Annotated in this window: 22 protein-coding genes; 10 read left to right on the top strand and 12 right to left on the bottom strand. The window is 44.5% G+C overall.

The window, feature by feature from the left end:
* Positions 1-47: 47 nt before the first annotated feature.
* The 4 genes from MKY95_RS04275 to lpdA form a co-directional block, all read right to left on the bottom strand.
* A complete protein-coding gene (locus tag MKY95_RS04275; RefSeq protein ID WP_036606014.1) occupies positions 48-1,229 on the bottom strand; it encodes a DUF4317 domain-containing protein in 1,182 nt (393 codons plus the stop codon).
* Positions 1,230-1,592: 363 nt separating this feature from the next.
* Positions 1,593-2,765 carry an ABC transporter permease gene (locus MKY95_RS04270; RefSeq protein ID WP_036606015.1) on the bottom strand — a complete coding sequence of 391 codons (1,173 nt, stop codon included), beginning with the start codon at positions 2,763-2,765 and terminating at the stop codon, positions 1,593-1,595.
* Positions 2,749-3,381 (bottom strand): HlyD family efflux transporter periplasmic adaptor subunit, encoded by a 633-nt coding sequence (locus tag MKY95_RS04265; RefSeq protein ID WP_036606016.1) that lies wholly within the window; start codon positions 3,379-3,381, stop codon positions 2,749-2,751. The genes MKY95_RS04270 and MKY95_RS04265 overlap by 17 nt, the downstream gene beginning before the upstream one ends.
* A 49-nt stretch (positions 3,382-3,430) precedes the next feature.
* Positions 3,431-4,816, bottom strand: a complete 1,386-nt coding sequence (lpdA, locus tag MKY95_RS04260) for a dihydrolipoyl dehydrogenase (protein ID WP_036606017.1) — start codon at positions 4,814-4,816, stop codon at positions 3,431-3,433.
* Between the two features lie 200 nt (positions 4,817-5,016).
* Between lpdA and MKY95_RS04255 the strand changes: the two genes are divergently transcribed.
* A complete protein-coding gene (locus tag MKY95_RS04255) occupies positions 5,017-5,592 on the top strand; it encodes a TetR/AcrR family transcriptional regulator (protein ID WP_036606018.1) in 576 nt (191 codons plus the stop codon).
* Positions 5,593-6,169: 577 nt separating this feature from the next.
* Here MKY95_RS04255 and MKY95_RS04250 read toward each other — a convergent pair.
* Complete coding sequence (locus MKY95_RS04250) at positions 6,170-6,877, bottom strand: DNA alkylation repair protein (protein WP_036606019.1); 708 nt, start codon at positions 6,875-6,877, stop codon at positions 6,170-6,172.
* 516 nt (positions 6,878-7,393) lie between these two features.
* Here MKY95_RS04250 and MKY95_RS04245 point away from each other — a divergent pair.
* Positions 7,394-8,557: a glycoside hydrolase family 27 protein gene (locus MKY95_RS04245; protein ID WP_036606020.1), complete on the top strand. Its 1,164-nt coding sequence runs from the start codon at positions 7,394-7,396 to the stop codon at positions 8,555-8,557.
* Positions 8,558-8,761 carry a hypothetical protein gene (locus MKY95_RS04240; protein ID WP_074093540.1) on the top strand — a complete coding sequence of 68 codons (204 nt, stop codon included), beginning with the start codon at positions 8,558-8,560 and terminating at the stop codon, positions 8,759-8,761.
* Positions 8,762-8,763: 2 nt separating this feature from the next.
* Here MKY95_RS04240 and MKY95_RS04235 read toward each other — a convergent pair whose 3' ends face one another.
* Complete coding sequence (locus MKY95_RS04235; RefSeq protein WP_017690624.1) at positions 8,764-9,573, bottom strand: AraC family transcriptional regulator; 810 nt, start codon at positions 9,571-9,573, stop codon at positions 8,764-8,766.
* A gap of 112 nt (positions 9,574-9,685) precedes the next feature.
* Here MKY95_RS04235 and MKY95_RS04230 point away from each other — a divergent pair, with 112 nt between their 5' ends.
* Positions 9,686-11,221, top strand: a complete 1,536-nt coding sequence (locus MKY95_RS04230) for a carboxylesterase family protein (protein WP_339197036.1) — start codon at positions 9,686-9,688, stop codon at positions 11,219-11,221.
* Positions 11,222-11,417: 196 nt separating this feature from the next.
* Here MKY95_RS04230 and MKY95_RS04225 read toward each other — a convergent pair whose 3' ends face one another.
* Positions 11,418-12,761 (bottom strand): HAMP domain-containing sensor histidine kinase, encoded by a 1,344-nt coding sequence (locus tag MKY95_RS04225; RefSeq protein ID WP_339197033.1) that lies wholly within the window; start codon positions 12,759-12,761, stop codon positions 11,418-11,420.
* Positions 12,754-13,446 carry a response regulator transcription factor gene (locus MKY95_RS04220; RefSeq protein ID WP_076253798.1) on the bottom strand — a complete coding sequence of 231 codons (693 nt, stop codon included), beginning with the start codon at positions 13,444-13,446 and terminating at the stop codon, positions 12,754-12,756. Before MKY95_RS04220 ends, MKY95_RS04225 begins: the two co-directional genes overlap by 8 nt.
* 183 nt (positions 13,447-13,629) lie before the next feature.
* Here MKY95_RS04220 and MKY95_RS04215 point away from each other — a divergent pair, with 183 nt between their 5' ends.
* Positions 13,630-14,373 (top strand): TVP38/TMEM64 family protein, encoded by a 744-nt coding sequence (locus MKY95_RS04215; RefSeq protein ID WP_339197030.1) that lies wholly within the window; start codon positions 13,630-13,632, stop codon positions 14,371-14,373.
* A gap of 44 nt (positions 14,374-14,417) precedes the next feature.
* Entirely contained in the window at positions 14,418-14,996 is a 579-nt protein-coding gene (locus MKY95_RS04210) for a GNAT family N-acetyltransferase (RefSeq protein WP_076329551.1), read from the top strand.
* 197 nt (positions 14,997-15,193) lie between these two features.
* Here the strand turns inward: MKY95_RS04210 and MKY95_RS04205 are convergent, their stop codons facing one another.
* Positions 15,194-16,360 carry a cobalamin-independent methionine synthase II family protein gene (locus MKY95_RS04205; RefSeq protein WP_076253801.1) on the bottom strand — a complete coding sequence of 389 codons (1,167 nt, stop codon included), beginning with the start codon at positions 16,358-16,360 and terminating at the stop codon, positions 15,194-15,196.
* 170 nt (positions 16,361-16,530) lie between these two features.
* Positions 16,531-17,100, bottom strand: coding sequence for a hypothetical protein (locus tag MKY95_RS04200; protein ID WP_127546831.1), 570 nt, complete (start codon positions 17,098-17,100; stop codon positions 16,531-16,533).
* A gap of 252 nt (positions 17,101-17,352) precedes the next feature.
* Here MKY95_RS04200 and MKY95_RS04195 point away from each other — a divergent pair, with 252 nt between their 5' ends.
* Positions 17,353-18,408 (top strand): ankyrin repeat domain-containing protein, encoded by a 1,056-nt coding sequence (locus MKY95_RS04195; protein ID WP_339197024.1) that lies wholly within the window; start codon positions 17,353-17,355, stop codon positions 18,406-18,408.
* Positions 18,409-18,502: 94 nt separating this feature from the next.
* Here MKY95_RS04195 and MKY95_RS04190 read toward each other — a convergent pair whose 3' ends face one another.
* Positions 18,503-19,477, bottom strand: a complete 975-nt coding sequence (locus MKY95_RS04190; RefSeq protein ID WP_076253803.1) for a tRNA-dihydrouridine synthase — start codon at positions 19,475-19,477, stop codon at positions 18,503-18,505.
* A gap of 388 nt (positions 19,478-19,865) precedes the next feature.
* Here MKY95_RS04190 and MKY95_RS04185 point away from each other — a divergent pair, with 388 nt between their 5' ends.
* The 3 genes from MKY95_RS04185 to MKY95_RS04175 all read left to right on the top strand — a co-directional run bounded on the left by MKY95_RS04185 (position 19,866) and on the right by MKY95_RS04175 (position 23,302).
* On the top strand, positions 19,866-20,072 hold the full coding sequence (locus tag MKY95_RS04185) for a DUF2536 family protein (RefSeq protein WP_047840531.1): 207 nt from the start codon (positions 19,866-19,868) through the stop codon (positions 20,070-20,072).
* 297 nt (positions 20,073-20,369) lie between these two features.
* Positions 20,370-21,251, top strand: coding sequence for a GNAT family N-acetyltransferase (locus tag MKY95_RS04180; protein WP_339197020.1), 882 nt, complete (start codon positions 20,370-20,372; stop codon positions 21,249-21,251).
* Positions 21,252-21,535: 284 nt separating this feature from the next.
* On the top strand, positions 21,536-23,302 hold the full coding sequence (locus tag MKY95_RS04175) for a leucine-rich repeat domain-containing protein (RefSeq protein ID WP_339197017.1): 1,767 nt from the start codon (positions 21,536-21,538) through the stop codon (positions 23,300-23,302).
* 109 nt (positions 23,303-23,411) lie between these two features.
* On the opposite strand, the gene MKY95_RS04170 is transcribed toward MKY95_RS04175, so the two are convergent.
* Entirely contained in the window at positions 23,412-23,993 is a 582-nt protein-coding gene (locus tag MKY95_RS04170) for a TetR/AcrR family transcriptional regulator (protein ID WP_017690637.1), read from the bottom strand.
* Positions 23,994-24,026: the final 33 nt, after the last annotated feature.

Below are 24,026 nucleotides of genomic sequence, written 5' to 3'. Positions count from 1 at the left end.
TATTCGTCCTTGCAGGATTATTTTACATCACCATTGTCTAGAATCAATTACTCATTTATAAGTTTTTCTGTATTAAGGGTAAAGCCTTCAATCACAACATCTTCGTCCACTTCAATCATGATGCAACGTCTGCCTTGATAATTTACCTGCTTCACATATCTCAGGTCTTGCGGGCTAACCGAAATCGTAGCAACCTTGGTCTCAATCTTAATGGACTTGGACGTAAACTTCGGCATAACACTGGTTGCCTTCATCTCATAGTTCTTGTTATCAACGATCGTTTCGAAGGCACGTTCTACTTTCTCCGTTGTCAGATCCTCTATACCGCTTGCGGTCAGTACACGTTCCAGATCTTTATAATCCAGCTTCGGAGGTTCTTCCTCATGGGACTCTTCGTTAATCTCGATGACTCGGTTGATCTCCTCGTATACATGTGCAATGGTGGCTGAATCGAACTGTTCACCGGCCACTTCCTTGACGATATCTTCGAAGATCGCCCGTTCTTCCAGTGCGGTAACGGATCTTTCTCCATTCAATACATTTTCAACAAAATGCGGATCCGGGAAATTAGATTTCCCTGTACAATACAGTACACGGTTCACATCGGAGTAGTTGTCCGTCACGCTAGGGTACAGAAACCCTTGCTCTGGCGTGCTTAATTTGATAATCGGATCTACAATGATGTTGTATTTGAATTCTCTCTCCACGTAATCAAACAAGAGTGTCTTCCGCTGTTTCTCCGTGGAATTCACGCTGCACAGAATGAACGGATGGGCGAACACCTCATTCTTCTCACTCTCTTCCGTGGCTTCGTTTCTAGCCTTGGTTGGCAGATAATACTGTCCACGCACGAACGTAGCTACCATATCCCGCTCAAACTTCGTATCCACCAACATTCGATCCACGAGCAGCAACATCAGATCCTGCCATTCATCCGGATCACCTGTTACCAGCGCCTGGTGAAGCAATACTTGTGCTGGATCCTCCGCCGCTTCCTGGAACTTCAACTCAAACAACTTCTGATCCAAATCACCTGTCAGCAATTTTTTGAAATTGCCCATGTACAGCTCCTGCTTCTCTCTGTCCACCAGTTCGAACGGGTGACGCTCCCAGTGATAGACCTCATTGGTTTCCTTCGTAATATACACGTTGAGAATATCGTAAATATTCAGTAGATCGTGATCGAGTTTAAACTGCTTGCGTATATGCGCGACTTCTTTTTTATTCATGATTCGTTAGACAACTCCCACAATATATAATTTTATCTGCGTGCAGCTCTATATCCTAAAAGCCAGTGCTCCCTTGGAAGTCTTCATCTGAGCAGTAGGTCACAAATGGGCGCAGCTATGGAGTAGCTGGATCAAGCCGTTCTTGCTCTCCATTTCTGTACTCTCAGTGAGAAATTATATCATATAATGATGACGATTAATGAGAAACAATCTATGGTATTTCCCTCTTTATCACGATCCATTTTTGAATATGGAAAATAGCTCGCCGTATGGGAGCACGAATGAGATTTAAAAGAAACCAGAAAGACGCAACAGGAATGACTCCCGTGCGTCTTTTTTCGTTGTTTAACGATTCTTAAAAAATTAATTACTGCTCGGCAATATATCCATATTCAACAGGGGTGCTCTGCTGGAAGAAACTTTCCTTGTTTCCCGCAGAAACAGTAATCCCATGAACAAGGACACTCCGCCAATAATAATCAGCAATGCCCCCAACTCCTGACTGTAGGCTGTCAGCGCCCCGTCCCTAAACGCCATTCCACGAATCAGACGGTTAAGCCAGTTCATGGGTAATGCCCATGCGAACATTTGGAACGGTTCTGGGAACGCCAGCGGCGTTAATTGAATTCCCGTAGCCAAAAAGGAGGGATACAATACAAAACTGGTTCGTAGGCTTACTTTCGACATATCTTTGGCAGTGTATCCAATCAGCATACCCATGAGTGACAAGGCAAAAGCATAAACAACTAACGGAATGATAAAAAGATAAGCCTCTGCTTCAAACCGCATTCCCCCCACCTGCTTTAATAATCCATAGGTTAGAAGCAGCGAAAGGGAACTCAACACAGCGTAAGGTACACTCCGAACCCATATCTGGAAAGGTGACTTTCCGTTTGCAAACAGTTTCCCTTCCTGACGAAGCCGGGGTACAATTGAGCCCGCTGCACTTGTTGTAATCATCAATACTACGATATTCACAAATCCAAGCACCATAAAACCGACATAACTGGAGGTTGGATTAAACAGCATCCGCTGCTGAAGGGATAACGGTGACACGATTCCTTTAGCTGTCTCGGCATCCATCCCTTTTTGGATCAGACGTGTCATGGAAAGGGTCATATTCTCTGTCAGTATGATTTCCTGAATCGCAGTGCGAATACCTGTTAACCCCGAGGGCATCGTGTTATCCATCAAGATGCCGATATTCGTCGATTTCCCTTGTTGTTGACGCAAACCCAACTGATTGGGAAGCATAATGACCGCTACAGCCTGCTCGTTGGCAAGCAATGTTTCAGGACTCATTCGGCTCGCATATACGCTTTTGACGCTCATATATTGTGACGCATTTATCTTGGAGATCAATTGCCGTGAATATTCGCTATGATCCTCATCAATAACCACAACTGGTGATTTATTAAGTTGATTCTGCGAGAACATTAATCCAAAAAATAGGGCTGCAATCATTGGCCCAATAAAAATTAGCCGTATATACTTACTGTCCGCGACGTACTTCCATTCGTCAATCAGTGATTTCATCAAGTTTCACCTCTGCTGTCATCCCCGGAAGCAAATCGGTATTCGAATCCATCGATATTCGGACCAGAAACATGCTCAAATCGGCTTGCCCTTTTTCCCGCGACATACGCAAGTTCGCAAACTGAGGAGCAGTTGAGATGGAAATAATACTCCCTTTCACCTGCGTTGGCTGATCCAAATAAGGGAAATGAACATCAATGCTTTGATTCACTTCAAGCTGTTGAATTTCACTTTCCTGTATGTAAAGGTCGGTGTAATACGTATTCTTTTGCACAACTGCTAGCGGGACTCCTGCTTGGACTTGATCTCCCTGTATTACAGCAACTCGGTCAACCAACCCGTCATACGGTGCAAGTACCTCCTTATCTCCCTCCCCCGCTGATTTCACTTTGAAAAGTACCTCTCCCTCTTTCACGGAGTCACCTGCAGACACACCAACCTCTGCAATCGTCCCGGGACTATTCTGATAAAATAATGTCGTTTGCTCTGCCTCAAGTATGCCTTGTTTACTGCTCTCGGCCTGACTTACAGCATCCTTTCCTTTAACAGCCAGAAGTGAACCTCCAACAATGAACACCATCGCAATTCCGATATACAAACCTGCTTTTAACTTCATCTTTTTATCTCTCCCATTCCCAATCCTCGTGTATGGTTAAATTTGCTGACTATTTTTGCTTTTTCATTTTGATGACCGCGTTCTCGGCTGCCTCCATGATCACTTCTCCCAAAGTGGGATGAGGGTGAATCGTCATGGCCAGATCTTCCACGGTTGCGCCCATCTCGACCGCAAGTGCAAGCTCCGATATCAGTGTGGATGCCTCCACTCCGACGATTTGCGCACCAATGACAATTCCTGAAGTCGGGTCAGCCACTATTTTCACAAAACCTTCGGTTTCCCTTAACGCCAATGCTCTTCCGTTGATCCCAAAAGAAGATTTTCCGATAACCACCGGAATGGCCTGCGCTTTGGCTTCCGTCTCACTTACCCCAACACTGGATAGCTCCGGATTAGAAAAGACAACAAGCGGAATCACCTTGTAATCCACTTTGGAGGTGAGACCCGCAATGGCCTCTGCAGCTACTTTAGCTTCATAGGAGGCCTTGTGAGCAAGTGCCGGACCGGCTGTAATATCTCCAATGGCATAAATGTGCGGGATAACCGTTCTGCACTGTGCATCCGTCTCAACCAGTCCTTTGTTTGTTACGGGCAAGCCTATGCGTTCCAGTCCTAACTGGCCGTCTGTATTGGGTTTCCTGCCGATTGTGACCAATACATATTCCGCTGTAACCTGATGCTGCTCCTGATTTTTTGAATAATGAAGTGTAATGGAATCCGCCTTGTGCTCCACCTTTTCGGCAATCGCTCCGGTTACGATCTGGATGCCGTCCGCCTTTAATTGTTTGACTACAGGGGCTGCAAGTTCCGCCTCGAATCCAGGCAATACTTGTGCGCCTCCCTCCAGAATCGTTACCTTGGTTCCGAATTTGGCATACATCTGTCCGAGCTCCACCCCAATATAACCTCCGCCGATCACAATCAGACTACTCGGAACCTCCTGTAGAGATAATGCTTCAGTGGAAGATAAGATGCGACCTCCAACTGGAAATGCTGGCAGCTCAATTGGACGAGACCCCGTTGCCAATATGAGATTTTTAAAAGAAATGCTTTGCTCCTGTCCAGTTTGCTGGATCATGGCTGTGTGCTCATCCAACAGACTGGCCTCGCCTTCAAGAATGGTCACACCCGCAGTCTTTAACAAATAGTGGACACCACCTGCCTGTTTATTCACAACCCCCTGTTTAAAATCCTGAGCATTCTTAAATGTCGCTGCCGCGTCAGCTTGATTAAACTGTCTGAACCAATCATAACGATGCGATTCCGCAATTAAGGCTTTGGATGGTATGCAACCCACATGTGTACAGACCCCGCCAAGCTGTTTACGTTCAACAATTGCCGTCTTCATCCCCAACTGCGAAGAACGAAGAGCCGCCACATATCCCCCTGGACCTGATCCAATAACTAACGTATCCACAGATTCAAGCTTGCCCATATTCTGATACCTCCCGATTTGAAGTTGATTTAAAATATGATTACCATAATATATTATAACCATCATATTTTAAGACCGTCAACAATCGTATTTGGCCCTTTTGAAAATGAACAGACATCCAGTTAGCAAATTGACAGGCTTTATTATGATGAATATAATATTTTAAAAAGCATAATGATGAAACTATGGAGTGAATGATCATGCCCTATCCTAAAGGACATAAGATAAAAGTACGAGGTAAAATTGTTGAAAGTGCGGCTCGAGCTTTTCGCACCAATGGTATCCAGGAAGTGAGTGTCCCGTTTATTATGAAGGGAGCTGGATTAACTCACGGTGGGTTCTATTCCCACTTTGACAACAAGGAACAATTGGTTGCCGAAGCCTGTGAATATGCCATTAGTGATACCATTACACTTCTAAAGAACGTGGCTGATCAGGAAGAGCAGAATTCCAAAATTAATAAAGTAATCGATTATTATTTGAGTCCGTATCACCGCGACCAAACAGAAATGAGCTGTATTTTCCCCGCCCTTTCCAGCGAAATATCCCGTTCGTCCGAAGAGGTTCGGCAGGTGTTCACCCATGAATTGGAGCGGATGATCACTTTTATCTCCAATCTGGCTGAGATCGATATGTCCAGCGGTCGTGCACTGTTCAGTACAATGGTTGGTTCGCTTGTACTTGCACGCTCTGTTAGTGATCCTGAGCTTAGCGACAGCTTTCTCTCGGCGGGCAGGCAGCAAGCCAAAGAAATGGTTAAAAGGAACGATATGTAGCCTTGATGTTGCTATGCGCTTATTATCTAGCTTTCAACAAAAAACACGCCTATAAATGGCGTGTTTTTCATATCTGTTTGCAACTAAATAAATTCCATACTAGCCACCGTAACGCTCTTCTCGTACTCAAAGTACGAGGTCATTAACATTCCCAAACTTTTATAAAAACGAATTATTGTTCATCTATTAGCTCCAAGAAAAATATGGTATACTCACAGAGCAATGGAAAGGCTTATATGGGCGGTCGGCTAATCTCCCGGAAGGGAGGTGATGCCTTGTGACAGTATTTGAAGCAATTATGCTAATGCTTACCTTCGGTTTGCTGATTGTAGCGCTGCTGTCCAATAAAGACAAATAGACCGCCCTCTGGCTAAGGGATGCGGTCTATTTAGTCGGTACCCTGCTTGTTAAGCCCACCGCCCTTAAAAGCGGCTATTGCATCAGAGAGTCGTGTTAGCGCACGGCTCTCTTTGCATTATAAGCTGTTTCTGTCCTCATTATAACATGGAGATTGTGGATTTCAATCCCACGATCTCCATATGTTTCGTATGTTAAAACTGACGATACGGCGAAAATTTCAGCATCTTACATATTTACGTTTGAACCCCGTACGCCCTTTTTCCACTGCCTTTTGGATATTCTCAGAGGCATTCAGCAACTTGCTCTTGGGCATGTCCTTGTTCACTTCAACGGGGCCAACTACCTGAGCTGTCTCCACCGCCAGATCGTGCAACGGTTGATAGGATGTTGCAACGGTATACAGGAAATTGTTCATCGAATATTTTGTTCGTTCCGGAGATTCGTGAATCGTCTTTTTCACCTGTTCCAGCATCTCCATCAGTTTATTCTCCGAAAACTCAGCATCCTTTCGACTGCCGAGCAACCAACAGTAACAGCTCCATCCCGCTGACATTCTCAGTTCATCCCCACTAGCAATCCACGCATCGGAAACCTCTTGCGCAATGTCTGTCTCGGCTAACGTCACAGCAACGATAAAGTCAGAGATCATGTAAAAATAAGCAGCGTCAATCCAACGGTCAAAATCAGCTTCCGTCATCGCTTGAGGATCGGCAATCACGCCCGCAAAGTACATCGCATCATAATTCCCCGTTGCATATAGTTGCTCTGCCAAAGGTTGATCCTTTTTGATCCGCTTCGCCATTGGTTTCATCGCCCCGGTTGCCACGCCAAATAGCGGTTCATGCGCACCGTTGGAGATATAGATTTTTTTCGTTCGTTCTTTGCCCAGCGCTTCAAGCTCCTGCATCACTTCATCTAGATTCATTTCGTGACACTCCCAATCCTATAAATTATTTATCTGATCAAATCAAACAGACACTTATGTTTAACGAAAAACCGATGGACAATCGCACATTATCCAATTCGAACCATTCTGCCATATGCATAATCATTCCGACGAGATTATTTCCTTTCGTATGGGGGACTCCTCACTGGAGTATTTTTCCTAATAATACTGAAGACTATTCAATTTTCCCTATGGCTCTGACAACCTGTTCGAGCATTATCACCGATCATAACATCCATACCCTTGTTTCGCACAGATCCCTGAAAAGATAGATATAACTTCTTCGCAGACTGACATTTTTCCTTTGTTATGCTTTTACCGGCAACTTCTGATACCTGCCGAGAGCCTGATTGGAAAGAGCTGATTCCCCCAGCACAAGCAGAGCAACATATGTCCATGTCCAAGCAACGTTAAGCTATGGCAGGATACGTCACTCATCGTTTATGTTCAGTTTAGTGTTGTTAACAAAACCGAGATGAGGAAGGATGCGAGAGCATGAGCAACAATCAAGTGTTAGGCTTTGCCCCTGCCCTGGGCTGGAATTCGTGGAATACCTTTACGTGGGATATTAACGAACAATTAATTCGGGATGTCGCTGATGTGTTTGTATCGGAAGGTTATCTGGCCGCTGGTTACGAGTATATTGTCATTGATGATTGCTGGAGCCTGAAGGAACGGGATGCGAGTGGCAATCTGGTGGCTGACCCGGATAAATTCCCGAGTGGAATGAGAGCGCTTTCCGATTATATCCATAGCAAAGGACTAAAGTTCGGCATGTATTCATGCGTAGGTACACATACATGTGCCGGGTATCCAGGCAGCTTCGAGCATGAATTCCAGGATGCTGCTCTTTTTGCCGAATGGGGCGTTGATTATTTGAAGTATGATTACTGCTTCAAACCGCGCCATATCTCAGGAGAGCTGCTGTACAAACGGATGAGCCTTGCGCTCAAAAACTGCGGACGCGATATCCTGTTCTCCGCCTGCAACTGGGGAGCCGACGACGTATACGATTGGATTCGGGAATCGGGCGCTCATATGTACCGTTCTACCGGCGATATCCGTGACAATTGGGATTCAGTGAAGGAACTTGCCCTGTCTCAATTGGGCAAACAAAGCTACACCGGCTCCTTCTGCCATAACGACATGGATATGCTGATTGTAGGTATGTATGGTGGAAGCAACAATGATTATATTGGCAGCATCGGCGGATGCAACGACATCGAATATAAAACCCACTTCTCTCTCTGGTCCATGATGGGTTCCCCATTAATGATCGGATGTGACGTGCGCAAGGCTAACCAGATTACAAAGGATATTCTCCTGAATCCTGACCTGATCGCTATCAATCAGGATGTAGAAGCGCGTGGAGCTTACCGCATTAAACCAGAACCGCAATGGTTTCACACAGACGATGTATTTATGCTGGTGAAGGTACTCACAGATGGTGATCTAGCTATTGGTTTCTTCAACCTGAGCGACAGCCAGCGGGAATTGTCTTTGCAATTTTGGGATATGGGTCTGCCTTACGCTGCCGGTTATGCCCTTTCCCTGTATGACTGCTGGGAACATCAAGAGCTTGGCGTGTTCCGTGAACGCTTCGCTCCCGTTGTCGCAGCACATGATTGCCTCGTCGTCCGGGCCAAACTGGTGAAATAGATGGCTCAACATCGCCTGTGCACCTCCTGTCAGGTCCCGCTCTCTTCAGACGATGTGGGCATCTACCTCAAATTGATCTCGCGCTCTGCCCAGCAATTTCTGTGCATTGATTGTATAGGAGTGAAGCTGAACTGTGGACGTGAGCCTATTGAGAAGCTGATCCGTTATTTCCGAGAGTCCGGGAACTGCGCCCTGTTCCGTTAACGTTATGCCTTGGTCCCGTGCAGCATCATGTACGATGTTGGCGTGTGTGAAGTTGCTTTTTTAAATACTTTGGAAAAATATAACGGATCATTGTAGCCGACAGAGTAAGCTACCGATTGAATCGGCAGCCCCGACGTTTTCAACAGTTCACAGGCGCGCTCGATTCGGCAGGATGTAATATACTCCAAAACAGACTTGCCGGTTGCTGCCTTAAACAGACGAAACAAATAACTGCGCTCCAGATTAACTGCCTTTACGATCTCGGTGACGGTCAATGTTGGCTTCCAGTAGTTCTGCTCGATGTACTTTCTCGCCAGCCAGACATAATCCTTGGCGTCCACCTGCGGCTCTTTCGGATAATGCTCCATGTAGTAGGAGAGCAACAGACGCAAACGTGCATCCGCCCGCAGTAATTCATAAGATGATGCACCCGCGTTCCAGGCAAGGTGGAAAAAAGGCTGCAATGTCTCCGGCGAGACCGTCACCACGGGTTGTACCTCTGAGAGCTGTGTCAGCCCCAGCAACCGCCCGGCATCCTCACCGCTAAACTCCACCCAGACGTACTCCCATGGATCTTGCGGGTCTGGATAATAGTAAATCTCCTTTTGCGGAAATATGATAAAGCTTTCCCCCGTAACGAGCCGAAAAACGCGGCCGCCCGTCTCCAGCGTCCCTTGGCCGCGGATAATATAGTGCAGCGCATAAACGTCACGCACGCCTGGCCCCCATTGGTGAGGGTTAGCTGGCTTGTGACCACCGCTGATAAAATACAAATTACTGGCTCTACTGCTCTCATGCCAAATCGGATTCAACCTCGATTCCCCCTTTCTAAGACGCCCTGTTCTGGCGTTAGGTTTATCTTATATATCGTTGATCAGATGCTCGGTAACGCTTACATGCTAAATCCAGAGAGGAGAATGTTGTATGCTTAGAATGGTTACGGTAGAACATGGACAAGTGCAAGGACTGCCCGCGGCGGACCCGCGGATTACCAGCTTCAAGGGAATTCCTTTTGCCGCACCTCCTGTAGGTGAGAACCGCTGGCGCGCTCCGCAGCCGCAGTCGAACTGGGAAGGTGTACTGCAAGCTTTTGATTTTGCCCCCATCTCCATGCAAGCCCCAACAGTCATCGATGATAACAATATCTATACCCGCGAATGGGCCGTTGATCCCGACCTGCCCATGGACGAGAATTGTCTGTATCTGAATGTCTGGACACCCGCCAAGCGTACGGACGAGAAGTTGCCTGTCTTTGTCTGGTATTTTGGCGGGGGCCTGCAAGTCGGCCATACGGCCGAAATGGAATTTGATGGCGAGCGAATCGCTCGTAGAGGTATTGTCGTTGTGACGATTAATTATCGACTGAATGCCTTTGGCTTCCTGTGCCATCCTGAGATTAGTGCCGAATCCCCCCATGCACCCGCCAACTTCGGTCATCTTGATCAACAAGCAGGTACACAGTGGGTCAAACGTAACATTGCCGCCTTTGGCGGTGATCCAGACCAGATCACCATCGGCGGACAGTCGGCGGGCGGAGGAAGTGTACTCAGCCAGATGACCTCTCCGCAAAATAAAGGCTTGTTCCAGCGAGCCGTCATCATGAGCGGTATAGCTACCGAGTTGTATCCGAAGGTCCGCGTGCCTTCTGTCCGTTCCACACTAAGGGATGCAGAGCAAGCAGGGGTTGAATTTTTCGACTTCCTGGGCGTATCTTCCCTCGCTGAGGCGAGACAACTGGATGCTGAATATCTCCGTGACAAAGCACTCGAATACAAAAGCTTCTGGGGAACCGTCATCGACGAACAATTCCGCGCAGGCGATCCGTTTACTCGTTTTGTTCAGCAGGAGCGCGAGGCAATCCCCGTAATGCTGGGGCATACGTCTTCTGAATTTTGGACCCGTCCCGCCGCAGCCAATCTGGAAGAACTGAAGCAGATGGCTGTGGAGCTGTTTGGCGAGGATGCTCCTGCCTTTTTGCAGCTATGTGAGGCTGATTCCGGCCAAATCGAACATGCTCTGCAACAAGCATCAGTCCGCATGATCCAACATGCCATTCTGCTCGCCATCCGCGCGAACAGCGGTCATCCGTCTGAAACGCCTCTCTACTATTATAACTTCGACGCCGAGATTCCGGGCTGGGACCAGCCAGGCACTTTTCACTCCGTTGATCTGTGGTTTTTCTTCGAAACACTCGCCAAATGCTGGCGGCCTTTCACAGGCAAGCATTATGATCTGGCTCGCCAGATGTGTAATTATTTATCCAACTTTATTGCTACAGGTGATCCGAACGGCTCGGACTCCACCGGAAAGCTGATGCCTCATTGGACTCCTTGTACTACGGAACAGCCGTATCTCATGGAATTTGGCGATCAGGCTCAATTACAGCAGGCTGAGCCCGGACCGATGCTCGCGTTTTTAATTGAACAATATTTCAAGAAACAGAATGCACCTGTTGTTTAAAACATGAGGTTTGCCCTCTCGCGATATATGTAAGAGCCATGCTGTCACATGGCTCTTTTTGTATAGTGTGAATGGTAGAGCGATGTTCTTTCTCCTACGCCTATTTAGCAAGCTCCTCCACTACAGCACCCTAAGGTAACAAAATTAGACAGCAAGATGGATTCCACGAACACTCAGCATCATTTCAAGAGATCCGTTATATATGAGTCTGTGTTGGTTTGTTGATGATGACAGGTAGCATAATCTGTAGTGAAAAGATATCCTTTTCCTGCGACACCGTCAACGTCCCGTTGTGCTGCTGGATCATTTTCTGACAACTAACGAGTCCAATTTCGTTGCTATCTTTCTTTTTGCCAACACGTTTAATCTTATTCTCCACCTCAAGAATAACCCATTGTTGCCTCAAAGAAATCTGGATATGAACGGGATGCCCTGGATCGGCGTATTTTCGAATATTTGAAAATATATTATCCATTACGCGACGCATGGCGACCAGATTGATTTCCAGCAAAAACTCCTCATGATGTGCATCTGTCTGAACCTGCACGTCTATATCGTCCAAAACCACTAATTGCTCATCTATGAGTTGATCGATAAGCGCTCTGCCCTCATACACTTCAAATTCTACTTCCTCTTCTTCAGCGGCCGAGGATACCGTAAAATATTCGAATAGTTTGTCTGACAGCACTTTGATCTGATAGGCCTTCTCCCGGCTATTATGAATATACTGCAACAGATCCTCATGTGTCTTATATTTGTTGAGCTCTATGATATCCATATATCCTAATAGAATCGTGAGTGGCGTTCGCAAATCATGGGAAATCGCCGTGATCAATTCACGGTTGGCCATCCTGACCCTCTCCTCGCTGCCCAGCCGCTCCACAAATGATTTCCTCATCTCATCAATACTCTGAGCCAGAGATGACAGTTCATCCTTTCCCGATATCGTAATCGAATAATCTAAATTTCCACCTTCGAGTATTTTGATCTCTTGTTCAAGCACGCCAATATAAGATGTTTTCTTATTAATCATCAGTAGAAAGGAAACAATGAACACAATGGCCGCTATGAAAACACCAATAATCAGAATGAGGTTGTAATATTGATACTCATAAAAGCTAACCAAGTATATCTGGGCATCCTGATCCGCAAAATGGATGGTGGTGATGGGTATTTTTGATGGCACGAATTGAGTTAACAACTCTTCATTAATGGCAGGATCAATCTCCGTGTTGGAGGAAAATATCAATTTGTCTTTTGCAAAAATATACAGATTTAAGTAGCGCTCATGTCTTATCCAAGCAGACAATTCCTCATGATCACGGGTTGACACGTTCTGGTTATCCACAAATGCTTCGAATCGATCAAGCGCATCTTGCTGCCTGTTCTCTACAAAAGTGGATTTGCTTAAATAACTATCCAATACAGTCTCGCCAACAACTTGTAAAATAACGAGTGCACTTATGGAAATGACCAAAGAAATGACAACCGCCAGAACCAGTTTAATCTTCAGCTTTTTTCCGATTAATAATCTATTCAATTTTGTACCCCTTCCCCCAAACGGTCTTCACATATTTAGGGTTCTGCGGGTCATCCTCCAGTTTGCCTCTCAAATTACGAATATGAACCATCACTGTGTTATTACACGTATAAAAATAGGGTTGCCCCCAAACACTCTCATATATATTTTCTGCCGAAAACACCTTTCGTCGCTTCTTAGCCAACAACAGCAAAATCTGGTATTCAATTTCAGTTAGAGCAATCTCCTTCTCCCCAACAAACACGGTTTTTGAATCCTGATGAACGGTAAGATCCTTCACGATAATTTGGTCCTGTTCTTCGGTCTTCTCCTTGCCCCGATATACATAATACCTCCGCAGTAGAGCCTTCACCCTCGAAACGAGTTCTGTATAGGAAAAGGGTTTGGACAAAAAGTCATCACTGCCTGAGGAAAAGGCCAATTGTTTGTCAGAATCCTGCGTTTTCGCTGTGAGAAACAGGATCGGTGCGCTTGTTTTTTCACGAATCTCCAGACACGCCTTCAGCCCCGATTTATTGGGCATCATCATATCCAAAATAATGAGATCCGTCTCTTCGTTCACTTTATCAATCGCATCTTGACCATCTATCGCTTCAATCACTTCATAATTCTCACTCTCTAACAAAATCCTTACAATTTCACGAATTTCACTGTTATCATCAGCAATTAGAATTTTCTTGCTCATCTGATCCCTCCGTCTAATTTCAGTATAATATGCGCTATTAGCGACTACCAGCAAATACAATCGACTTAAGAATTCTTCAGAAGTTATGTAGGTATCTCTTAATAATTTCGTCTTATACTGTAAATATGTAGAAGTTATTACACAAAGGGGTCGTCAGGAATGCCACAAACTTCGAAAAAAGTAATGATTAACATATTGTTGGGTCTGTTCATCATGTTGTCCATTGGTCTACTGGTGTATTATTCTCCTGCCCTTATTAAAATCATGTCTTCCATGGACAACTTCAGAGCGTATATTCATTCAACAGGCCATTGGGGTCCGGTCATGTTTATTTTATTCCAGATTCTTCAGATCGTGGTTGCACCCATTCCAGGAGAAGTGGTACAGATTGCAGGCGGTTATATCTATGGGGTTACACTTGGGTCCTTGTATACTACAATAGGTTTGATTATAGGCTCAGCGATTGCTTTTTATTTCACTCGTTTTATCGGTCGCGCCTATATTTCACAGCTAATGCAAAAGAAAAATAATAAGTGGATGTCGTTAATTCATGATGAGAAGAAGTTCTCCGCTTTTTTATTTATCTTTTTTGTAATTCCCGGCTTACCCAAAGATATGCTTGTATTTGTCGCCGCACTTACATCGATTAGTTCGTTTAGGTTCTTCACGATCCTTATCGTCGGTCGTCTGCCGTGGATCATCGCATCTACCGTTGTAGGGTCCACAATTCATATGCAACAATACACAATCGCCATTATTATTTCTGTTATCGCTGTAATCGGGTTTGTACTCGGTTATATCTATAGGGAGAAATTGGTGGGATTGTTCTCCCGGTCAGACAGTACCAAAGCCAAAGCCAAACCCAAGGCTATACCCAGTTATAGTACGAATAGGGAGTCTCGTAAAATAAAAAGAGATACAACATGAACATAGCCAATCTATCGATATGAAAACCGGAGGTATATCATCTTATGCAAATACTTAAAACCAATCGATTAATCCTGAGAAATTTCACCTTAACGGACGCAGCCGGACTGTTGGAATACACAGCAAATCCCAGAGTGAATTGTTTTATGGATCAACAAATTTCAACATTGGAAGATGCGGCGGCAGAGGTCGCAAAAAGAAGCAGTGACGATTCCCACATCGCGGTTTGCCTGAAGGACAGTAACGAGTTGATCGGTGAGCTGTTTGGTATGAGGGAAGATCGGGATTCCGATACGGATAAAGATTCGAATTCAGATACGTATAGTATAGGTTGGAATTTTAATGGCAGATTTGAAGGGAAAGGGTACGCCAGTGAGAGCGCCAATGCTTTCATCGAAAATCTCTTTATGGAACAGGGAATAAGAAGATTGTACGCTTATGTCGAGGATGATAACTTCCGTTCTCAGAAACTGTGTGAGAAGCTGGGCATGCGCCGGGAGGGTCTTTTTTTGGAGTTCGTTTCATTTGTCAAAAATGAGGACGGCACACCGAAATACGAGAATACGTATCAATATGCTTTGTTGAAAAAGGAATGGCTGGCACAGCGTGAATCTCAGAAATAAAGAATGACAAGCCGCATCATTAGTTTAAAAAAGTTATAGAAATGAGAACGTACCTATACGTATACGTACGTTCCACAACAAATACGGCGGCTTCTCACTGGATAGATTCCAGAGGAAAAGTCGCCGTTTCATTATCGCACAGAACACTATTGATCGAGCAATGTATTTATAAGGTCACAATACATTTAGCTTGAATTCTAGACGGTGCTGCCCCAATATTGCTTTGCAATCTTCTGCCCTTGATCAATCTTCGCCCATTGCTGAGCTTCGCTTAATTCGTTACCACCATCGCAGGATGCAAATCCGCATTGGTGAGACAACAGCAGCCGATCCTTATCGATGATTTTGGATGCTTCGTCCAGCAAACGGACAACACGTGCTTCATCATCGAGTGTACTCGTTTTGGATGACAACAGACCCAGTACAATTTCCGTTTCAGGTCTGTCCTTGAACACTTCCAGAGCTTCAATTGAACCCGCACGATCATCATCCCACTCCAGGAAGAAACGGTCATACTTCAATTGCTTCAGGAACAGATTCGCAATTTTGGCATACGATCCACCACCCATGTTGCGGGAATCATAATTGCCGCGGCAGTTATGTGTCCACATTTTCAAGCCAAGGCTATGACCAAAGTCAATCACGGTATTATTAATATCAATGAATTCGGTAGCGAGACCCTTTACTTCATCTTGATTAATATTTTCCCCTGTAAAAGGAGAGTTCGGGTTGTCGTCTGCAAACAGTTCCCACAAGCAATCATCGAATTGCAGAATTTTACCGCCCACTGCAGCGAATTCCTCCACGAATTCCTTATACGCGATCACAAGACCCTCTTTGAGCTCCTGTATGTTTTGATATACAGCATCCGTTCCACCAATGTTATCCGACCAGGAAAGCTCACCGAAAATATGGGAAGGAGACGGTACGCAAAGTTTCGTTTGTTGCTCGCCAGCCGTGTCTTGCAGTTGTTGGAACAGTTGAATGAAATGATGGTTCTTTCCACTCAATTTATCAGTGATGCGCAGTCCAATATCTTTGCGTGTTTCATATTTCGAAGTTCCGTCCACATCTCTGAAAAAATAGCCGTGATCCGCGATGTAACGCTTCACTCCGCCAAATCCCCATACAAAGTCCAGATGCCACATCGATTTGGAGAATTCGCCATCGGTAACCACGGACAAGTTATGTTCGATTTCCTTAGCGACAACTTGTTTGATTGCCTCTGTCTCACACTTCTCATATCCTTCGTAGTTTTCATAGAACGGATATTGGATATCATCATTATGTTCAATTTGCGTTTTATATTTCAGCAGCTCATCCGGCCGCAATAAACTTCCTACGATCTGGAACTTATCAGTCATGTAAAAAACCCCCTCGTTGTATACAATGATCATATCACGCTGAGAGCAGTTAGAAGGGATACTAAAAAACCATAACTGGTTATAGTTAAAAGCTATATCCACTTATTAGACAGATTTCAGTGAAACCGTCACCGACACAGTGTACCTCTATCCGTGAACGTTATTCAATTTCACACCGTACGACGACGCAGTTCATAAAAATATTGTACCGCTGGATGCTTTAATTTGACCTGCTCCGACATGTTTAGAATTCGCTTTTTGCCAACTCGTCTGTCCATTAAAGCCAGAATATTAAATAAGATATCCTTGCTCTCCAGATTATCCTCTATAGAAGTTGATAGATACGTCGTAGCTGCAACGGTAAAATTCGATTTACTGAGTGCGGTCTGAGCCAACAACAGCTCTTTGGCATGCACGGAGATTTTTCTGCTTCTTGCCATGACATGAAGACGATCCTCGGGAATGGGTCCTTTGGAATCTTTTCTGATAGCTTCAATCTCTTCATCGCTCACAGGAATCATGATCTCCGGGTCGCTCTTGATCTCCTGCTCTGACTGATACCATCGGATTGGGGTTGTAGTATCACTCATGTTGAGTACATTCTTTTTATCTACAGTAATATAACAATTGCCTGATTTATCAGGTGAATAGCTATAGCTGGTAGCACGGTACTCCACCCTTCCAACTAACGCAGGACTAAGAAAACTCTCCAGTTGTTGCTTCAATTTACTCCAGGACATAGATCCTCCTATTATCAAAAGCCTACCGCATGAATTACGGCGATCATTTCAAATATTTATCAATCCGTCTCCAGTATCAACATTCATCTAAATTATAACATAGCAAACCAAATGGATGATGGAAGAAACCCAGTTATTGGTTTTAAAATTCCCTATGTGATAAAATTGCAGAAAATTATCTACTTACTATTAAATCGTCATAGCCTACCATCGGAACATACGTTGTTATTCACAAAGGAGAGGAAGAGTGTAATGGCTACGAAGAAAGCAACCTTACCTGCTCATATGGAAAAACTCGTTAAAGATAATGATATCGCTACTGTAAAAGAAATTTTCGAGCAATGCGAATGGGATGCACGTGGGGGTTATAGCAAAGGTACGGCCCTCAGCTTTCGGCATATTTCGGATGAATTGGTCCGCTGGCTGGTAGCGCAAGGAGCAGACATTAATGCACGCGACAAATATCAACGCACGCCTTTACATGCCCATGCCTCACACTGGTCAGGAAATGTGCCCCTGTTCCTTGAATTAGGTGCGGATCTGGACGCTGTGGATTACCAAAATGAAACACCGTTACATGCAGCGGTCAATGGGTATCGAACCAAAGTGGTTCAAGAGTTGGTAAACCAAGGCGCTACGATTAACGTAGAAAATAAACAGGGAAATACGCCATTAGCTAAGGGGTTAGCCAATTGCAGGAATAGCGATATAGTCAGTCTGGCAGAGATTGCCGCAATTCTGCTGAGTGCCGGAGCATCGGTCACCCCCGATATGAAAGAATCGGTGAAGCGGATCGGTAAGGATTTTGAATTCGTCCGTGAGAAGTTCAATAAGGACAAGGTCGATGAAGTTTCAGACGCGCTGATCAAACTGTACCCGTTATTTGATGTTGAGCCGGTAGCGAATCGGATCATACACGATGGGACTACTCCCATTCAGGTAAAGGCAACCACCTGGACCAAACAGCACCAAGAGCTGTGGGAATATCTCATTCCCGCCCAAGGCCACGCTCAAACGGTGCAGGGAGAGGTCATCCGCATCACAGGACGTGTGTCCCATGAAGTATTGGATAATGGCGGTGGAAACTGGGATGCGGAGTATCGCAAGATGCTGGATGCACTGATTCGTCACCTGGGCTCTGGTACGCCACTCGCCCCGGCACTTCTCCAAGAGGCAGCAGACTTGGTCAGCAGACTTCACAATGGATACGATTTTGATGCGCCCGCCAGATTATCCGAGTTGGCTGTGTTATGGGTGCTTGCCAATCCTCAGCCGGTGGCTATGGAGAAACCTGCGTATACGCGTTAAACAGCAAAGCAAAAAAGAAGCGGAAAAGTTACCGCTTCTTTTTTCTATTAAATCTATCTAAATTATACTCCGTATCCATGATTAACGCCTTACTCTACTCCGCCTGTTCATTACTTTCAAACTCATTGAGCAATTCGCGTACTTTAGAAGTGGTCTTGGCGTTCATCAAGCTGTTTCTCAGCTCACTAGCACCGCGGAAGCCACGAACATAGATTTTGAAAAAACGGGCCAGCGGGCTGAACGAACGCGGTTCAAGCTCGGAATATTGATCATGGAGATCCAGATGCAGCCGTAGCAGATCAAGCAATTCCTTACTGCTGTGTTCCTTCGGCTCCTTCTCAAAAGCAAATGGATTTTGGAAAATACCGCGCCCAATCATAATACCATCCACACCATATTGCTCCACGAGTCTCAGGCCTGTCTCACGGTCAGGAATATCCCCGTTAATCGTCAGCAGTGTATTAGGCGCTATCTCGTCACGAAGTTTTTTAATCTCCGGAATCAGCTCCCAGTGAGCGTCTACTTTGCTCATTTCCTCTCTCGTCCGCAGATGAATAGACAGGTTCACAATGTCCTGTTGCAAAATATGGGTCAACCAGTCGCGCCATTCATCGACCTCAGTAAATCCGAGACGCGTTTTTACACTGACCGGCAGCCCCCCGGCTTTCGCCGCCTGAATAATCTCCGCCGCAAGGGCTGGCCGGCAGATCAATCCACTTCCTTTTCCATTCTCGGCTACATTCGCTACCGGACAACCCATATTGATATCGATGCCTTTAAAGCCTTCCTTTGCCATACCGATACTCATCTCACGAAAGAATTCCGGTTTATCTCCCCAGATATGAGCCACAATCGGCTGTTCGTCCGCTGTAAAAGTCAGACGCCCGCGCACACTATGGTGCCCCTCCGGGTGACAATAACTCTCTGTGTTCGCAAACTCCGTAAAAAACACATCTGGTCTGCCCGCTTCACCTACGACATGCCGAAACACCACATCCGTCACATCTTCCATGGGTGCCAGTATAAAAAATGGTCGTGGCAATTCACGCCAAAAGTTTTCCTTTGTCATCTCAAAAGCTCCTCTATACCTTCCAGGACAGTCTTTGTCCTCATTTAATAGTTAAAATAGTAAAACTCGTAACTCATACATCTGCTTGCTATCATTTACATGATCATTCGCAGTTTCGTTACGATTCACATTATGGTGTCCTAGCCTCTTCTTCACTTATACCATGCAAATGTAACTTTGTTCAAACAGCAGTATCTGTTATTACTTCCATTAGATCTTCAGATTAATGGAAGTTCGATGATCTCAAAATTGCCCTTTCCCGATTTTATCACGTCTTTATTAGATTTTCAGCCCGATTGCTCTTGCCGAACTGGAAAAGCTCCTCTAAAATGAAGCTCGACAGGCTTTTAACCTGCAAATCGAGATTTTAAGGAGGCCTGAATGATATATGGAAATTTCACTGGATATGATCAAAGACAAAGTCGAATGCTTGCAGGCTTATGACTTTCGTGAACTGGAACGAGCGATCGAAGACCGAATCGGAATGAACAAAGCATTAATGCTGCGCGTGAAGCAAGTTCAACATCAAGTAACGTTTGACCCTTTTCGCAACAAGATGTTATATAGTGCAATCGTGCATTTTAACGTAGATTAATGGACCAAGATTTTGAAAAGTTAAAAACAGTCCACTGACGCAATTGCATTTAAGCATATCCGATAAAACATGCAAAAAAGAAGACGCGAATTCGCTCGCGTCTCTTTCTATACGAAACTCCACTTTCTCTTGTTAAAACTCCTGCTTAACCAATATCGCCAGGTTTGTTTAAAATGCGTTGTTAAGAGAGGATTTTTGTCACCTGCAATTGTCACCTGCAATCATATTTTATATAGTTAAATACGGGATCGTACCACTTTACAAACAGTCATTTTTGAGGATTAAGGGGGTAATACCATGCAAGAATTAATATTTATGAAGAATTATAAAAACAATGAAGTACTGCGCAAGAGTTTTTTCGAGCTTGCTGTCAACACGTTTGAGATCAATTTTGAAGATTGGTATCAACAAGGATACTGGGGCGAGCGTTACATCCCTTATTCATATGTCGATGGAGACCAGGTTATTGCCAACGTTTCTGTTAACATCCTTGAGCTCATCATTCACGGTGAGAAGAAAAAAGCGATTCAAATCGGCACGGTGATGACACATCCTGATTATCGGGGAAAAGGACTCTCTACAGATTTAATGAACAAAGTTTTAGAGGAATACGAGAACAAGTACGATTACATGTACCTTTTTGCCAATGAATCGGTGCTCGATTTTTACCCCAAGTTTGGGTTTAAGCCTGTGGAAGAACATCTTTTTTCAATGAATTATACGGCAAAAAAATCACCCGAGCCTGCGAACATCCGAAAACTAAATGTAACTAACGCGGAGGATTTACGTCTTATTCAAAAATTGGCATCGGAAAGATTGCCTGTTTCTCAGCATTTCGCAACCCATCATGCTCAAGGAATACTCATGTTTTATTGCCTGAATGTCTTTAGTGATGATATTTATTACTTGGAAAACGAAAACGTCATTGTTATTTATCAGAAAGAAGACAATCATATTGAGCTCTTCGACGTTGTTAGCTTAAACGAAATGAATATGAAAGATATATTGGATAAGATTGCAGATGAAGATACAGAGAAAGTAACCTTTCATTTCACTCCAGATGCAACAGATGATATCGTTCTAAAAAGTTCGATCACCAATGAAGGTTTATTTGTAAGAACCCATGGTGAACATCTCTACCCTCTGCACGTTAAACATCCGATTACATCTATTGCTTGATGATTTATTTAATAAGACCTACCACCAGACCATACTTAAAAAAGATCAAAAAGGAGCAGGATTTCCCTGCTCCTTCGTTATGTGAAACTTCTTTCTCTCATCAAACGTAAATTCACAAGGTATAATGAAATCAGATGACCGTTCAGCATGATCTTATGACCATCATAATGAAGGAGGGGACATTCGTGGCGTTTATCCCGCTAAACTGCCCCAATTGCAACGGAAAAATCGAATACAAGAAGGATGAGGTTTTAAAGTGTCCCTATTGTGAAACAGAGCTTTTATTGAAGCAAAATCATGTCTATTACGTAGACCAGACTATTAATCATTACCATGGAACGCCACCTAAAGTACCACCGAAGCAGACTGCCTCCGTAAAGGTAATGCTGATACTGATGTTAGTCCTAACTGGCGCGATCGGTACATATTTTTATTATAGCAATAGCTCCACCTATCCAAAAACAGAAGCCAATCTGCCTGTACGAAAGATGCCTGAAAGCGAGGTTCTGCTCTCATTTTTGCGAGATATCTTCGATAAAGGGGCCGCCTTGCCAACAGAGGAGGAATTGGCTCGTATTCGCTATTTAACCGTAGAGCATTCGGAGAATGATCAGTGGAAGTTTACATATAGCCTCTCCGATCCCTTCAGCGATGAACAGGCCGAGAAGATCACTTATATTACTCAGGACAAGAAACTGAATAGCCAGCGGATTGATCAGCGAGATTTTGAAGCTTTTAAGGGACTGACGGCATTGGACCTGACGAATACCTATGAAATATCCCAGACGGACCAAACCACTTTGGCCCATATGCCCGGATTAAAAAGTTATGGTGGCGCTTTTAACGAATCCTTTAGTACATTTTCGGGCTACTTTGGCGACAAGTCTAAAATTACGGAGCTTACCACTCAGCTTCGCAGCAATCAGGAATTGGCTATGTTGCTGGAATTCCCCAATCTGAACTCTTTATCCATTACCTATGTGGATGAGTCCGTAACAGATTTTCACTTGTTAAACCAATTGCCAATCAAGTCCCTGTCGCTCACCTTTGTCGATGAACTCGGATGGTTGTCGTCCATGACCGGGTTATCATCCTTGTCTATACAGTACAGTGAAACCACAGACCTGCAGCCGCTGTATGCCTTGACCCAGCTTCAGGAGCTTCAGTTGTCCTATTTAACGAACGTAAAGTCCATCGACTTTGTGCAAAATATGCCTGCTCTACAAACGTTAGATATTGAAAATGTAAACTTCTCCAGTCTGGAGCGCTTGACCGGCAAAAACTCTATTACCACACTACGCCTGGCTTCTCTAAGTGAGCTTGGCTCGGTAAAGGCCATAAACAGTCTGCCCTCTTTGCGGGAATTAACGTTGTCCGGCTACTACGAGAATGCAGAAGCGCTGACACTGCCTAAAGTAGAGCGAGTGGAAATTCCAAGCTCCTTTCTCCCCGGGCTAAAGGCCCCGGTTACAACCAGTCTGACGCTCCGTGGGGGAAGTGTGGAATTGAACTTGGCTGCGCTGGGGAAATTCCCGAAACTGGAGCAACTCTCGCTCTGGGAGATCGATGAAATAACCCGTCTTGCCGCCCTGGACGGCTTGTCCCGCCTAGAGACCTTAAACATTTACGACTCGTCACTGTTCAAGGAAAGCGACGCCTTATATCGTTTGAAGCAGGTGAAATCTTTGGTTTGCTCCGAGTGCAGGCTGAACTTTGAACAAAAGGCGGCCGCGAAGAACAGCGTACTTGAACATTTGACCTTAAACCAGTCATATTTTAGCATGAACAATACCTCTGTTACTGAAATTGATCAAATGATGCCTTACTTTGCCAAAATGTCCGCTCTGCGTTCCTTCACTATGCAAGACAGCAATTTGGCTTCTCTCGAATTCATGAATAACTGGCAGGCCATAGAAGAGCTTCATCTCGAGAACAATGCCATTTCCAATATAGAGACCCTTAGCCAGCTGCCTAATCTGCAAAAGGTATATCTATCCGGTAATTCCGTACAAAACAAATCCGTGCTTGGTGCGGCTGTGCATGTGTATTAGACTACTATAATTAATGGATGATATTGAAACAAAGACAAGAAGGGGTTCGAGAATTATGTATAAATTCTCGAACCCCTTATGTTTATGTTTAGCTTTCTAACCATCATCGCTACACTCCTGAACGCTGCGGATTGACCGTGCCAAAGATATGATACGGTGTTATCCCCTTTGAAAATAGACTATCGATCAGTTTGATCAATTCCTCCGACGATAGATCTTTGTCGTTGCGTATCCAAAGACGAAACATAGATATTAATGTTGAAATGTAAAACTCAATGATATATGGTGCCAAGACATCATCTGTTGGAAAATCCACAATCAATCGCTCAAAGGGAATTTCTCTTTTCAAGCGTTCCACAAAATGAACAGAACCATAGTCGCCCAATATAGCTTTAAGAACTGAAATCTCCTCTGCATTTTCTAAGCATTGAAGTGCATCTTGAATAGTATGTGTAGAAAACTCTCTGCCTGCCATTTCCTCCTTAATGGATTTCAAAATACGCTCCTCAACGCAGTCCAACAACTCATAGATATCTGTAAAGTATTGATAAAATGTACTCCGATTATATCCTGATTGGTTAGCAATCTCTTGAATAGATATTTTTTCGATGGGTTTTTGGCTATATAAATCGCAGAATACATTTATGAATGTCTGCCTTGTTTTGTCCGTAATTTCAGGTTGCTTTTTCATTATTTTCCTCCGTTTGCTGTTCGATCAATTATC

This window comes from Paenibacillus sp. FSL P4-0176 (assembly GCF_037975265.1).
Classification (GTDB): Bacteria; Bacillota; Bacilli; order Paenibacillales; family Paenibacillaceae; genus Paenibacillus; species Paenibacillus amylolyticus.
Note: the sequence above shows the minus strand (reverse complement) of the source record. Positions and strands in the feature narration are given on the sequence as shown.

Bases quoted from the DNA above. Each gene is read 5' to 3' on its own strand.
- MKY95_RS04275 (WP_036606014.1), bottom strand. From the start codon at position 1,229: ATGAATAAAAAAGAAGTCGCGCATATACGCAAGCAGTTTAAACTCGAT.
- MKY95_RS04270 (WP_036606015.1), bottom strand. From the start codon at position 2,765: ATGAAATCACTGATTGACGAATGGAAGTACGTCGCGGACAGTAAGTAT.
- MKY95_RS04265 (WP_036606016.1), bottom strand. From the start codon at position 3,381: ATGAAGTTAAAAGCAGGTTTGTATATCGGAATTGCGATGGTGTTCATT.
- lpdA (WP_036606017.1), bottom strand. From the start codon at position 4,816: ATGGGCAAGCTTGAATCTGTGGATACGTTAGTTATTGGATCAGGTCCA.
- MKY95_RS04255 (WP_036606018.1), top strand. From the start codon at position 5,017: ATGCCCTATCCTAAAGGACATAAGATAAAAGTACGAGGTAAAATTGTT.
- MKY95_RS04250 (WP_036606019.1), bottom strand. From the start codon at position 6,877: ATGAATCTAGATGAAGTGATGCAGGAGCTTGAAGCGCTGGGCAAAGAA.
- MKY95_RS04245 (WP_036606020.1), top strand. From the start codon at position 7,394: ATGAGCAACAATCAAGTGTTAGGCTTTGCCCCTGCCCTGGGCTGGAAT.
- MKY95_RS04240 (WP_074093540.1), top strand. From the start codon at position 8,558: ATGGCTCAACATCGCCTGTGCACCTCCTGTCAGGTCCCGCTCTCTTCA.
- MKY95_RS04230 (WP_339197036.1), top strand. From the start codon at position 9,686: ATGCTTAGAATGGTTACGGTAGAACATGGACAAGTGCAAGGACTGCCC.
- MKY95_RS04220 (WP_076253798.1), bottom strand. From the start codon at position 13,446: ATGAGCAAGAAAATTCTAATTGCTGATGATAACAGTGAAATTCGTGAA.
- MKY95_RS04215 (WP_339197030.1), top strand. From the start codon at position 13,630: ATGATTAACATATTGTTGGGTCTGTTCATCATGTTGTCCATTGGTCTA.
- MKY95_RS04210 (WP_076329551.1), top strand. From the start codon at position 14,418: ATGCAAATACTTAAAACCAATCGATTAATCCTGAGAAATTTCACCTTA.
- MKY95_RS04205 (WP_076253801.1), bottom strand. From the start codon at position 16,360: ATGACTGATAAGTTCCAGATCGTAGGAAGTTTATTGCGGCCGGATGAG.
- MKY95_RS04200 (WP_127546831.1), bottom strand. From the start codon at position 17,100: ATGTCCTGGAGTAAATTGAAGCAACAACTGGAGAGTTTTCTTAGTCCT.
- MKY95_RS04195 (WP_339197024.1), top strand. From the start codon at position 17,353: ATGGCTACGAAGAAAGCAACCTTACCTGCTCATATGGAAAAACTCGTT.
- MKY95_RS04190 (WP_076253803.1), bottom strand. From the start codon at position 19,477: ATGACAAAGGAAAACTTTTGGCGTGAATTGCCACGACCATTTTTTATA.
- MKY95_RS04185 (WP_047840531.1), top strand. From the start codon at position 19,866: ATGGAAATTTCACTGGATATGATCAAAGACAAAGTCGAATGCTTGCAG.
- MKY95_RS04180 (WP_339197020.1), top strand. From the start codon at position 20,370: ATGCAAGAATTAATATTTATGAAGAATTATAAAAACAATGAAGTACTG.
- MKY95_RS04170 (WP_017690637.1), bottom strand. From the start codon at position 23,993: ATGAAAAAGCAACCTGAAATTACGGACAAAACAAGGCAGACATTCATA.